General features: G+C 63.3%; 10 protein-coding genes. All 10 read left to right on the plus strand.

The features are described 5' to 3' along the window. Positions 1-1092: tripartite tricarboxylate transporter permease (locus HMPREF0178_RS20390; RefSeq protein WP_198134974.1), on the plus strand; the 1092-nt coding region annotated here is incomplete at its 5' end. A gap of 24 nt (positions 1093-1116) precedes the next feature. Continuing rightward, positions 1117-2166, plus strand: a complete 1050-nt coding sequence (locus HMPREF0178_RS05175) for a D-cysteine desulfhydrase family protein (RefSeq protein ID WP_009379629.1) — start codon at positions 1117-1119, stop codon at positions 2164-2166. A gap of 25 nt (positions 2167-2191) precedes the next feature. Further along, a complete protein-coding gene (locus HMPREF0178_RS05180) occupies positions 2192-3832 on the plus strand; it encodes a glutamate synthase-related protein (protein ID WP_009379630.1) in 1641 nt (546 codons plus the stop codon). 15 nt (positions 3833-3847) lie between these two features. Continuing rightward, a complete protein-coding gene (locus HMPREF0178_RS05185; RefSeq protein WP_009379631.1) occupies positions 3848-5428 on the plus strand; it encodes an amidohydrolase family protein in 1581 nt (526 codons plus the stop codon). An 81-nt stretch (positions 5429-5509) separates the two neighbouring features. Beyond that, a complete protein-coding gene (locus HMPREF0178_RS05190; protein ID WP_009379632.1) occupies positions 5510-7033 on the plus strand; it encodes a glutamate synthase-related protein in 1524 nt (507 codons plus the stop codon). A 249-nt stretch (positions 7034-7282) separates the two neighbouring features. After that, complete coding sequence (locus HMPREF0178_RS05195; RefSeq protein ID WP_009379633.1) at positions 7283-7972, plus strand: Crp/Fnr family transcriptional regulator; 690 nt, start codon at positions 7283-7285, stop codon at positions 7970-7972. 229 nt (positions 7973-8201) lie between these two features. Continuing rightward, positions 8202-9869 (plus strand): FAD-dependent oxidoreductase, encoded by a 1668-nt coding sequence (locus HMPREF0178_RS05200; RefSeq protein WP_009379634.1) that lies wholly within the window; start codon positions 8202-8204, stop codon positions 9867-9869. Between the two features lie 119 nt (positions 9870-9988). Then, positions 9989-11683 (plus strand): FAD-dependent oxidoreductase, encoded by a 1695-nt coding sequence (locus HMPREF0178_RS05205; RefSeq protein ID WP_009379635.1) that lies wholly within the window; start codon positions 9989-9991, stop codon positions 11681-11683. Between the two features lie 72 nt (positions 11684-11755). Further along, positions 11756-12835 carry a TRAP transporter substrate-binding protein gene (locus tag HMPREF0178_RS05210; protein WP_009379636.1) on the plus strand — a complete coding sequence of 360 codons (1080 nt, stop codon included), beginning with the start codon at positions 11756-11758 and terminating at the stop codon, positions 12833-12835. Positions 12836-12939: 104 nt separating this feature from the next. Beyond that, positions 12940-13966, plus strand: a 1027-nt coding sequence (locus HMPREF0178_RS21940) for a TRAP transporter small permease subunit (protein ID WP_009379637.1), incomplete at its 3' end; no start/stop codon positions are given.

Below are 13966 nucleotides of genomic sequence, written 5' to 3' on the forward strand. Positions count from 1 at the left end.
ATCCTCGTGCCGGAAAGCGCCAACAACGCGAGCGTGGGCGGTGCGCTGGTTCCCTTGCTCTCCCTCGGCATCCCCGGCAGCGCGGCAGCCGCCGTCCTCGCCGGCGGACTCATGGCGCAGGGGCTGACGCCCGGCCCCCAGCTCATGGAAAAGAACCCCGAGATCGCCTACGCCTTCATCGTGAGCATGATCATCGCCAACATCGGGATGCTGCTCATCGGCTACCTGCTGGTCCGCGTGTGCACGCGTATCCTCGATGTGCCCAAGCTGCTGATCATCCCGGCTGTCATCTCCATCTCGTTCCTCGGGGCCTATGCCCTGCGCAACAGCATGTTTGACGTCCTGCTCATGATCCTGTCGGGCGGCATCGCCTATCTGCTGCTCAAGGCGAAGATCATGCCCGCAGGCATCGCCCTCGGGCTGGTGCTCGGGCGGATCATCGAAGAAAACCTCATTGTGACCCTCTACCGCACGCAGGCGGAGAACTCGCTCGCCGATCTGCTGGTCTTCTCGCCCCTCGCCGCCGTATTCATGGCCGCGTGCATCCTCGCCATCGTCATCCCGCTCTGGCTGAACCACCGCAAGCAGGGCAAGGGCATCGCCCTTTCCAGCCTGCGCCCGTCCGGAGCGTGCCTGCGCCGCTACGACTTTTGGGTCGTCCTTGCGATCTCCGTCGGCGGGGCTGTCCTCCTGCGCCAATCCTACGCCATCGAAGGCATTTCCGGCTATTTCCCGCAGGCCGTATACACCTCCATCGTGGGCTTGGGGCTCTTCATCATGCTGATGCAGATCTTTTCCGGCACGGCGCGGAAGCCGGAAACCGTGCGTCCGGGCTGCTACTGGAGCATCTGCCTGTATCTCGGGCTCATGGGCGTCGGCTATCTGCTCATCGAACCGCTCGGCTTCTACGCCGCCACGTTCCTCTGCATCGTCGCCATGACCGCCTACGGCACGTTCTGGCTCTCCGGGCGCAAGGCCGACTTGCGGGGCATCGGTTCGGTACTGGCCTATTCGCTGCTCCTCATCGCCGTCGAGTACGGCTGTTTCTCACTGATCATGGAAGTACAGACCCCCACCGGGCTTCTGTTTTGACGCCCCGCACAAAGGATCTCTCGTATGGACATAATGGAATTGAGAACACGGCTTGAAGAGGCCCCGCGCATCCCGCTCGGCGTATGGCCCACGCCGTTCATGCCGATGGACGGGCTGCGGGCCCGCCTCTCCGCCGAGGGGATCGAATGCCCCCGGCTCTGGATCAAACGCGAGGACATGACCCCCCTCGGCGCGGGAGGGAACAAAATCCGCAAACTGGAGCACGTGCTCGCCAAGGCCCGCGCGGAAGGTGCCGACGTGCTGCTGAACACGGGCGAGGTGCAGTCCAATCAGGTCGTACAGACGGCGGCCTCAGCCGCGCACCTCGGCATCCCCTGCGAGCTGTTCCTCGGGCGGACCGATCCCCCGCTCTCCGAGGACGACCAGGAAACCGGGAACATCCTGCTCTGCCGCATTTTAGGGGCTCAGGTGCACCTCGTACCGCCGGGAGCCGACCGGGGCGCGGCCATGTGCCGCCGGGCCGAGGAGCTGAAGGCCGAAGGGCGGCATCCCTACATCATCCCCCGCGGCTCCTCCACGGCGGAAGGGGCGCTCGGCTCCCTGCGCTGCTTTTTTGAGCTGCTCGATCAGGCGCAAGCCAGCGGCTTCACGCCGGACGCCATTGCCGTCACGGTGGGCAGTTCGGGCACCACGGCGGGGTTCCTCGCCGGCGCGCACGCCCTTGCCCTTTCGGGCGGGCCGGACATCCCCCTCTACGCCTTCGACACTTTCGGTACTGACTACCCGGTGCAGGCCCGTGAACGCATCATGGCGCACGCCGAGGAATGCTGGGCTTCGCTCGCCCTGCCCGGAATATGCGGGGAAAGGCTGCTGCGCCTCTCCTACGATTTCGTGGGGCCGGGCTACTCCCGCCCCTACCCCGGCATGATCGAGGCCGTACGCCTCGTCGCCCAGAGCGAAGGTATCGTTCTTGATCCCAACTATACCGGGAAAAGCATGGCGGGCCTGCTCGACGCGATCCGCAAGGGCGCGTTCACGGCGGACCAGCATGTCGTCTATCTGCATACAGGCGGACTCCCGGCGCTGTTCGCCATGCGCCGCCACTTCGCCTAACCGCTTTTACGATAAGGAGCCTTGCATGAGCCTTACTTCCAAAAACAACGAAAAGATCGGTGCGGTCAACCGCGGCACGCCCTGCGAATCCGGGCTGTGCAACTTCTGCCGTACGGACTGCCAGGGCCGCTGCGAAACGTGGCTGAGCTCCCTTCTGGGGCGCAGGACGCTGGTGCCCCGCGACTACGGCAACGCCACCATCGGGACCGAAAACACCACGCACGTGGGCGTTTCCTACAATGCCCTGCGCATCCGGGGCCGCGTCTTCGGCGGGGCCGGGCTCGACCCGGAAAAGGCCCGCACGGGCGACGCGGCCTATTGCGACGCCGATCTGACCACGGCCGTGGGCTCCAACGCCAAGTACCCTTGCGACTATCCGTTCCTCATCGGCGCGCTGAGCCGCAATCCCGTGGTCGACAAGTACTGGGACAGCTTCGCCGTGGGCGCGGCCCTGTGCGGCATCCCGCTGGTCATTGGGGAAAATGTGGGCGGCGGGGACAACAAGACCGAATTCAATCCCGACGGCTCCATCCGCGCCCTGCCTGATCTGGACCGCCGCATCGCCGTGTACAGGCGCTATTACAATGGCAAGGGCGCGCTGTTCGTCCAGCTCAACGCCAACGACGCCTACAACGGCGTGGCTGACTACGTCGCCCGCAAGTACGGCGACTTCGTGTGCGTCGAAATCAAATGGGGGCAAGGCGCCAAGCCCATCAACGGCGAAGGGCTGATCCGCGATCTCGACTACGCGCGGTTCATGAAGAGCCGCAGCTACTGCCTGCGCCCCGATCCTGAGGTTCCGGCCGTACAGGAGGCCTTCCGCGCCGGACGCGTCAAACACTTCACCCGCTACACTGGCCTCACCTACCCCGCCCTGTCCACGCCCGAGGACGTGCTCGCCGAAGTCGCGGCCAAGGCGGAACAGCTCCGGGCCAACGGCGCGGCGCGGCTGGCGCTGAAGACAGGGGCGTTCGGGATGCCCGATCTGGCGCTGGCGATACGGGTGGCCTCCGAGCTGGATTTCGAACTCCTGACCATCGACGGCTCAGGCGGCGGAACGGGCATGAGCCCCAACGACATGCTGGACAACTGGGGCGTCCCCTCCGTCCTGCTGCACGCCAAAGCGCATGATTACGCCTTCCTGCGGGCCGCCGCCGGGAAGAAGGTGGTCGATCTCGCCGTGGGCGGCGGGCTCGCCAAGCCGAGCCAAGCGTTCAAGGCGCTGGCCCTCGGCGCCCCCTACGTCAAGGCTGTATGCATGTCGCGCTCGTTCATGATCCCGGCCTTCCTCGGCTGCAACATCGAAGGGGCCCTGCACCCCGAACGCCGGGAACGCGTCCACGGCGCGTGGTCGGCGCTTCCGAAGACGGTCCTCGACATCGGCGATACGCCCGAAACCATCTTCGCCGGATACCATGCCCTCAAGGAACGCCTCGGAGCCGACGAAATGGCGCATATCCCTTACGGAGCCATCGCCATGTGGACGATGTGCGACAGGCTCGGCGCAGGGCTCCAGCACCACATGGCCGGGGCCCGCAAGTTCGGCATCGGGCACATCGACCGCACGGACATCTGCGCCGCCAACCGTGAAACGGCTCAGGAAACGGGCATCCCCTTCATCACGGAACAAGACGACGAGCTGGCACGCCGCATCGTGCTCGGCTGACAAGGAGAGGCTTTCATGCTGGATCTGCTCTTGAGCAACGCCCGCATCGTGGACGGGACGGGCAACCCCTGGCGCAAAGGCTGCGTCGGCGTGCGCGACGGGCGCATCGTGGCCGTGGGTTCGGCCCACGACATGCCCGAAGCCCGGACAGTGCTCGACATCGGAGGCAACATCCTGTGCCCCGGCTTCATCGACAGCCACAGCCATTCGGATTTGAGGATAATAGATGAGCCGTTGGCCTTGCCCAAAATCATGCAAGGGATTACCACAGAGAACGTAGGCCTCGACAGCATGTCGGTGGCCCCCATCAGCGACAAGAACAAGGAGTCGTGGAGCACGAGCATTTCCGGGCTCGACGGCGTAGCCCAGAAACCGTGGGGCTGGAACGGGTTCGCCTCCTATCTCAATGCGCTCGACGCCGCGAAACCGAGCGTCAACCTGAGCTCCTATGTGGGGCTCGGCACCGTGCGCCTCGACGTCATGGGCATGGAGGACAGGCCGCCCACCGCCGAAGAACTGCGCCTTATGGAAGAAAGCGTGGCCCGGTGCATGGAGGAAGGCGCGCGCGGCATTTCGGCGGGGCTCATCTACACGCCCAACAAGTACCAGTCCACGGAAGAACTCGTCGCGCTCGCCAAAGTCGCGGCCCGCTACGACGGCATCCTTGACGTGCATATGCGCAATGAGGCCGACCACATGGCCGAGGCGTTGGAAGAGGTCATCCACATCGGGCGCGAAACCGGCATCCGTATTCTGGTGACGCATTTCAAGCTGCGGGGGCGCAGGAACTGGGGGAACGCCCGCAGGCATCTCGACACCATCGACCGGGCCCGCGGGGAAGGCATCGACATCGGCATCGCCCAGTATCCGTATACGGCCAACAGCACGTTCATGCACGTCGTCGTTCCGCCGTGGTACCACAGCCGGGGGACGGACGGTCTGCTCAAAGCCTTGGCGGAGGAACGCGAACAGGTCAAAAAGGACATGCTCACCACCGAAGGCTGGGAAAATTTCTCGCAGGTCATGGGCTGGGAGAACATCTACGTCTCCTCGGTCGCCAGCGAAAAGAACCTCTGGTGCGAAGGCAAAAGCGCCGTGGCCCTTGGCGAGGCCCTCGGCAAGTCGCCCGAGGACGCGGTGCTGGATCTGCTGATCGAGGAAAACCTTGCCGTGGGCCTGCTTGGGCACGGCATGTGCGAAGAGGATGTGATGGAAGGCATGAAGCACCCGACCATGTGTCTGATCACCGACGGCCTGCTGAGCGGCGGCAAGCCGCATCCGCGCACATATGCGGCCTTCCCCCGGTTCATCGCCCGTTACGTGCGGGAAAAGCGCCTGCTCACCCTTGAGGAGGCCGTGCGCAAGATGACCTCCAGCACGGCGCTCAAACTCCGCATGAAACGCAAGGGCTTCATCATGCCCGGCATGGATGCGGACATGGTGGTGTTCGGCGAAGACCGCATCCGCGATGTGAATACGTTTGAAAATCCGCGAGTCTATCCGGAAGGCATCGATTACGTGCTCGTCAACGGCGAGATCGCCGTCGATCACGGCGTCCATACGGGCGCGCGTCCCGGCAAGACCATACGCGACTGACCATGCCACCGGCGGCGCGGCCGTTCCCCATCGCGGAGGGCGGGCCGCGCCGTTTTTTCGTCCTTCAAGGAGGAAGCTTCCATGTCGTACAGCCCCACGCTCGGTTCCGTGTTCAACCGCACGAAAATGCGCGATCCGTCCCATGTCTGTTCTTTTTCCGGCATGTGCGCCATGTGCACCGCCGACTGCATCGGCAGCTGCGAGATCGGCCTGTCCGCCGTCCGGGGCATGGAGACCGTATATCCCACCACCACGGGGGAAAACCAGATCGCCTCGGAAAAGGTCTATCCCGTCGATTATTCCCATTTCAACATCAACGGCAGAGCGTTCGGGGCAATGGGGGCTCCGCTGGACGCCGATCGCGCCACCATCTACCATGTGGGGCTCGAACAGGAGATCGGCACCCTCAACCCCGTGAAGCTGGCGCTGCCGATCATCCTCCCCGCGCTCATCAAGCTCAACTGGCCCGACTACTTCGGCGGCGCGGCCATGGCTGGCGTCAACGCGGTCATAGGCGAGGGAGCCGTGAGCAAGGACCCGACGCTTGCCTACGAAAACGGCAAGGTCGTCCACGCCCCGAAACTCCGGGAAATGCTGGACGCCTTCAACAAGTATGACCGGGGATACGGGCAGATCATCCTTCAGGCCAACTATGACGACGACGCGCAGGGCGTGCCGGAATACGCCATCCGGGAATGCGGAGCCAAGGCCATTGAATTCAAATTCGGGCAGTCCGCCAAGGGCACGCAGCCCGCGAACCTTGTGCCGACGCTCGAAGAGGCGCTGAAGAAATGCGGACAGGGTTTTCTTGTCCTGCCCGATCCGCGGGATCCCGGCGTACAGGAAGCCTATGGCCGCAAGGCGTGCCCCGCCTTCCACGTCTACGGCCGTCTGCCGATCTGGAGCGACGACTATCTGATCGGCCGCATCGCGCAACTCCGCGACATGGGCATGACCAACGTGTATTTCAAGATGGCGGGTTTCGATCCAGAGGATCTGGAGCATGTCCTCCGGCTGGCTTCCAAGGCGCAAGTGGATATGGTCACCTTCGACGGCGCGGGCGGCGGCTCCGGCTACAGCCCCTGCAAGATGATGAACGAATGGTGCCTCCCCACGGTCGTCATGGAAAGCATCCTTTACGGCATCCTCGACAAGCCGGCCGCGGAAGGCATGGAACTCCCGCATGTGGCGATCACGGGCGGCTTTGCGACCGAGGATCAGGTGTACAAGGCGCTGGCCCTCGGCGCGCCCTACATCTCCGCCGTGGGCCTGTGCCGATCCAGCATGGCGGCGGCCATGAGCGCCAAAAAGATCGGGGAGCTCATTGAAGCGGGCAAAGTCCCCCCGGAACTCGCCCGTTTCGGCACGACGAAGGAAGAGCTGTTCAGCGATCTTCCCGAGCTGCGGGGGCTCTACGGCAGCGCGGCGGACGGGTTCTCCACCGGGGCCGTCGGAGTATATTCCTACCTGAACCGCATCGCCTACGGGCTGCGCCACTTCGCCGCCCTGAACAGGAAATTCGACGTAAAGCACATCGAGCGGCGCGACGTCTTCCCGCTCACCCGCGATGCCAAGGAACTGCTTGACGGGACGTGGCTGCGGTAGCCTCCCCTTCAGTTCCCTTTTCCGCGCAGGCGGCACCGACACGTCCCTTGGTGCTGCCTGCCATTTTTTTGTGCCATCCGTATGAAACGAAAAAAGGGCCGCCGTGCGCCTTGCCCATCCAACGCGGATAACGATTCGACGATACCGAACAAAGGATACTTCTCCGCAAGATGCGCAAAAGTATTGCCGAAGCGTCCGAGTTCCGGCACATTTTACCTGACGCCGTTTCGGGCGGCGGGGAGGGGGTCCATGAATCACGAGCAGGCCATGTTGATGAAGTCTTCGCGCGTAAGCGATTTGAATACGCCGTGGGAACAGGTGCTGCACCTCGCCTCCCGGCGCGTCTTTCCCAAGCGGCACACCATCGACGTTTCAAATACGGAATCGCCCTATTTCTACTATATCCTTTCGGGGACCGTGCGGCTGGCCTATGTCGGGGCCAACGGCGAGGAACGGACGATCCTGTACGCCGGGGCGGGCACGCTCATGAACGTGCCGACCATCATCGCCGGGGACATCAAGAATACCGTGGTGACCTGTACGGAACGGGTGGAGGCCGCGATTTTCGACGCCGGGCTGCTGACGGATCGCGCGTTCGCCGCCGCCCATCCGGATTTGCTGCTCAACCTTATCCACTCGCTTTGCATACACCTGGTCATCCATTCGCAGCACCTCGGCGACGCCTCGCTTGTCGGCACGATGGGCCATGTATGCAGGGTGTTTCAGGAAATGTCCCAGAAGTACGGAGGCAGGCCGCGTTTCAGCCCCGACATGACGCAGCAGGAGCTCGCGGCCCTGCTCGGCATCCACCGCACCACACTGACCCGTATCCTCTGCCGCCTTAAGGCGTTGAACATCATCGAGAAATACACCAAAAACGATCTGCATATCCTTGATATGGAAGCGCTCGACAGGCTCGCTCGCGGCGACAAAAGATAAAAAAGAAACAAACGGACGACAACAAGGCCTTTTCTAAGGCCTTGTTGTCGTTTTCTGGCTTTCCGGAAACCGCAACGTATTTGTTACGATATTTTTATTCTTTTTATTTCAATATAATATATGACAATAGCCATTCAAATCATACAAATGATGCAAACGCACTATTTTGCACAAGCAAAACCTCCGATAAGGAACGCACGGTTCAACGTTCCTTCAGGGAGGTTTTGGAATGGCGACTCCTTTGGACTCATTAGGCATCGTGCATGAAACGGACGTCCTGATCCTTGGGGCGGGAGCCTCCGGGTGCGGCGCGGCCCTTTCCGCCAGCCGCCACGGCCTCCGCGTGCTTCTGGCCGACAAGGGCAAACTGGAGAGCTGCGGCTCCCTCGGCGGCGGCAACGACCATTTCATGGCGGTGCTGAATACAGACGCCCCCGGCGACACGACGGAAACCATCGTCGACTTCTACTGTACGCCGACCAGCGGCTATTCCCCCAGTCAGGTCCGGCAGTGGGTCGAGGCCATGCCCCGGATGATCGAAGTGCTGAAGAGCCTCGGCATCGAATTCCTGCACAACGCGGACGGCTCCTTCTACCGTACCACCGGATTCGGACAGCCCGGAAGCTGGTGGACGCACATCAACAACGGCAAATACATCAAGCGCCGCCTCGCCGGGCTTATCCGTTCGCAGGGCGTCGACGTGCTGGAATATGTCCAGTGCACCAAGATCCTCGTGCAGGACGGAAAGGCCGTCGGCGCGGCGGGTTTCCACGTCCTTGACGGCACGTTCCACATCATCAGGGCGAAAACCGTCATTTCGGCCCTCGGGCGCCTGAACGGGCGGGTTTCCGTCAACTCGTCCCTCAATCCCTTCAACAGCGCCTTCTCCCCCTTCATTACGGGAAGCCAGATCGCCCTGCCCTATGAGGCCGGGGCCCAGATCATCACGCTGGATACCGAACAGGAAGCCACCCTTCTCCCCAAGGGATGGGGCTGCCCCGGCATGAACGGCATCACCAGCAGCGGCGCAAAGGGCATCAACGCCCTCGGCCAGCGCTACATGGGCAAGTACCACCCCATGATGGAAATCGGCCCGCGCTACCTGCTCATCCAGGGGACGCACCGGGAACTCACCGAGGGGAACGGGCCGCCCTTCGTGCTGGATCTTACCCACATCGACAAGGATATCCTGCACCACCTCCAATACGACAGTATGCCCGGCGACAAGGAAACGTGGAACGACTACTGCGCGCAGGCCGGGATCGATTTCAGCGCAAAGCCTATGGAAGTGGAGCTGTCCGAGCTGTACATCAACGGGATCCTCTACCTGAAGGACAACTTCGAAACCCGTACCGTCAAGGGGCTGTTCGGAGGAAGCGTATTCAACGATTTCTCGGGCTCCATCTGCAGCGGCTACATCGCCGGGGATCATGCGGCGCGGGCCGCCGGTTCGACGTATACGGAACTTCCCGAACCCGACGCGGACGAGCTCGGACGCGAAAAACGGCGCGTCTTCAAGCCTCTGGGCGTCTCGGACGGCATCCGCCAAGACAAGTTCGAAGCCGCCGTCAGGCAGGTCATGGACTACTATATGGGCTACGTCCGCAACGAGAAGGGAATGTCCACCGCCCTTGAAAAGTTCGCGCTCATCGAGTCCGTGGAAGACACGATCATGGCGAAAAACCTGCACGAGCTTTTGCGCGCGCACGAGGCCATGCACCTCCTGCGGACGTGCCGGCTCACCACGCTGGCCACGCGGGAACGCCGGGAAACCGGGCGTTCCGTCTACCGGCGCACGGATTATCCCGACATGGATCCCTCGCTCAACAAATTGCTTGTTCTGGAAAAGGATGCCGACGGCCCCAAGGCTTTCTGGGCCGGGGCCCCGCAAGCCTGACGCGGAAACCAGCCCGGAAGCGCCTCTCCCGCGCCGGGTACGGCCCGTTTCCCGCCGCAACGGGGCCACCAAAGGCTCCAGCGGCGACAGAACCCTTCTTTTGAAACAAGGAGTCTGGAATGCCTCCAGTCTTTAGCAGAGAAACAACCCGCGTTTTCGTACAGGACGCCAGCCACGCCAGACAGGGCCGGACGTCTCCCTGTGAATGCCGTTGTCCGGCAGGGAACCCCATTCAGAAAATGGAACGGGCCATCGCGGACGGCAACGAGGCCCTCGCACTGGAATACCTGCGCGCCCGCAATCCGTTTCCCGGCGTAACGGGCCGCGTATGCCCCCATCCCTGCGAAACCGGCTGCAACCGGAATTCGTACGATGAAGGCGTGGCAATCCGCGCGCTGGAACGGCATGCCGCGGATTACGGCTCCGCCTTCCGGCGCATGAAACGCCTTCCCTCGACCGGCAAACGGATCGCCGTCATCGGCTCCGGCCCCGCAGGGCTGACCTGCGCCTACTTTTCCGCCCTGCTCGGGCACACGGTGGACGTCTTCGAGGCTTCCCCCGTCGCCGGGGGCGTGCCGCGTCAGGCCATCCCGGACTTCCGGCTGCCCAAGGCCGTGGTCGACCGCGAGGTAGGGCTCGTCCTCAGCCTCGGGGTCAACATCCTGACGAACACCGCCGTCGGGCGGGACATTTCCCTTGCCTCGCTGCTGGAACGCTATGACGCCTGCCTCATCGCGGCGGGCAACGGAAATGAGCGCCGTCTGGACATCCCCGGCATCGAACACGCGCTCCCGGCCGTCCGGTTCCTGAGGGAATCGAACCTCAACCGCACCCGGCTCGACGGCAAACGCGTCGCCATCCTCGGCGGAGGCGGCGTGGCCTTTGACTGCGCCTTCACGGTCAAGCGGCTGGGAGCCGCCGAAACCCATCTCGTCTTCCTTGAAGACATGGGCCATGTGCGCGTTCCCGCCGAAGAAATCCGGCAAGCCGAAGACGAAGGCATCCGCCTTCACCCTTCCCATCTGGCGAGCGCTGTGCACTGCGGAAACGGAACGGTTTCCGGCGTGACGGCCGATGCCGTCTCAGGCTTCCGGTTCGACGAGCGGGGCAACCTCAGCGTGGACCGCATCCCCGGCAGCGTGCTGGAACTGGAAGCGGACATCGTCATCTGCGCCAGCGGCCTCACGGCGGCTCTCGATTTTCTGGACGCCGTACCGGGCGTGGAGCGCACCCCGCGCGGTTTCATCGCCGCCGCTCCGGAAACGGGCATGACCTCGAAGCCGGGCCTGTACGCCGCCGGGGAATGCGCCTCCGGGCCTTCCCTTGTCTGCGCCGCCATCGGGGAAGGGCGCCGGACAGCCCTTGCCATGCACGCATTCCTGACCGGGACGGACGCCGCGCCCCTGGAAGCTTGGTTCGACGACGAAGGGCTGCTTGCCCTGCACCCCTCGGCGGGCGGAACCGAACAGCATGTGGTGGCCTTCGAGGAAATCGTCAACATCGGCTACCATGAGAAAGCCCCGCGCAACCCGACGGAGCGGCTCGCCGCACGGGAAACGTGGCTTGCCTTCGAGGAGCTGGACAAGGGGCTCTCCCTTGAGGCCGCACGCGCCGAGGCCGCACGCTGCCTACACTGCGGACACTGCCAGTCCTGCTGGCAATGCGTGGCGAGCTGTCCCGGCCTTATCCTCAAAGAAGGCGAACACGGCCCCGAAGTGGCCTACCCCGACGAGTGCTGGCACTGCGGCTGCTGCCGCCTGGCCTGTCCCGGCGCGTGCATCTCGTTCCGGTTCCCCCTGCATACGTTCCTGTAAGGAGAGGCCCCGGATTTCCCCTCCGGAGAGCCGGAACCCCGGATTCAACCTTGCACCATCACGGGAGTTCCTATGAAGAGTTTTTTGGTTCTGATTATGGCTTCGGTGCTTTTCGCCTCCGGGATGCCGCCCGCCGAAAGCCGCGCGGCTGAAGAGTATGTCCTGAGCCTCAACCTGCCCATCCCGCCTATCCATAACCGCTGGCACTTCGCCCTCAAGCAGTGGACCGAAGAGCTGAACAAGCGCAGCAACGGGCGTATCCGCGTCGAACCCTATTTCGCGGAAGCCCTCAGCAAGGAAGCCGACGCTTTCGAATCCGTCAAGGACGGCATCTCGGACATGGCCGAATTCAGCTATGACGTGGCCGTGGGGCAGTTCCCCTTCCACGAGCGCATCTTCACCCTGATCCGTCCGAGCATGTCCCTTGAAGATCCCACGCCGTGGGTACTGGAAATGCAGAACGCCTTCCCCGAAGTCCAAAAAGAGCTGGACGGGGTCAAGGTCCTGTTCTCCCACGCCCTGACCGTCGGTATGCTCATCGGCAGCAAGGAGCCCATCACCAGCCTCGCCGATTTCAAGGGCAAGAAGATCAATGTGCTCGGGGACTATCAGGTCGCCAACAAGCTGCGCGCCTTCGGGGCCTCGGTCGTGAACATCCCTATGGCCGATGTGTTCATGAGTATGCAGCAAGGCGTCATCGACGCGACCTCCTGCGACTACGATCTGCTGGTTTCCCGCCGTCTGGGCGACGTGGTCAAGCACGTCACCCTCGTCAACACCACGGGGCTGGTCTTCGCCGTCGTCATGAACAAGGACGTCTACGACGGGATGCCGGACGATCTCAAGCAGGTCGTCGACAGCGTGTCCGGGGAATACGGACGTACCCTCTTCAAAGCGTTCTGGGAAAAGAAGCAGTACGAAAGCCTGAACACGTGGGTCTCCGACATGGGCGGCACGCTGCATGTCCTCTCGGATGCCGACTACGCCGAAGCCGACAGGCTGACCGAGCCCGTCATGCGGGAATGGATCGACATCGTGACCAAGGCCGGGCTCCCCGGCAAGGCCATCGAAGCGAAGTTCCGCGAACTGGAAACGCGCTACGCCAAGCCGTGGAACCAGTCCCACTCCATCGACATCGCCGGCAAGAAGTAACCCGGCCTCGGGGGGACGGGGCGTTCCTCCGGGAGCGCCCCGCGAGCTTCCCGCCACGGTGGATGTTCCTCAGACGCGACTCCTCTCCAACAAGGAAACGAAGTATGGAAAGCACGCATACCCACGGAACAGGTTTTCTCGACAGGGCCACGGCCGCGCTGCTCCCGGCGGAAAGCCTCTCCAAATGGCTCAGCGCGGCGGGCATGGGCGTCTTCATGCTCATGGTGTTCCTGACGTTCGTCGACGTGTTCCTGCGGTACTGGTTCGGCAAGTCGATCAACGGCACAGTGGAAATCACGGAACTCATGATGGTTATCGTAGTCTTTTCCTCCATCGCCTACACGCAATGGCAGAAAAGCCACGTCACTATGGATATCCTGACCTCCAAGCTGACCGAACCCCGCCGGGCGCTGCTCGCCGTCGCCACGACGCTGTGGTCGCTGGCGACCATCGGTTTCTGTTCCTATACGACCGCCCGGTATGCGGCTTCGACCTCGTCGGTCACGCTGGTACTGCGGATTCCGCTTACCCCATTCATCGGGCTCGCGTCGTTCGGCTTCGCCCTGCTTGCCGTCACCCTGCTCCACGATCTGCTGAAAGCGCTTTCGGAAGCCTGCCGCCGCGCCGGGAACCGGCAGGCCCTCCTCGCCCTCTGCCTCGGATGCCTGCCCATGCTCGGCGCATGGTGGGTCGCCACGCACAAGCTGCCCGGCATGGGCAGCGTCGCCGTGGGCGTGCTTGGACTCGTCTTCCTGTTCGCCCTGTTCTTCCTCGGTATGCCCGTCGCCTTCGCGCTCACGGCCACAGGCCTCACCTTCATCGCCAACCTGCGCGGGGTTTCGGCGGGCTTCACGACACTCGGCAAGTCCATGTACGCTACGGCCAGCAGTTACGCATGGTCGCCCCTCATGTTCTTCATGCTCATGGGCTATCTGTGCTTCCACGCCCGGTTTGGGGAGGACATCTACGGCTGCGCGCGCAAATGGCTCGGGCACCTGCGCGGCGGGCTCGCCGTCGGAAGCGTGGCCGCCTGCGCGCTGTTCGGGGCCGTCGTCGGGGACGTGCTGGCGGGCAGCATCGCCATGGCCGCCATCGCCCTCCGGAAATGCGCAAACCGGCTACAACGACGAG

The sequence above is a fragment of the Bilophila sp. 4_1_30 genome (genome assembly GCF_000224655.1).
Taxonomy (GTDB): domain Bacteria; phylum Desulfobacterota; class Desulfovibrionia; order Desulfovibrionales; family Desulfovibrionaceae; genus Bilophila; species Bilophila wadsworthia.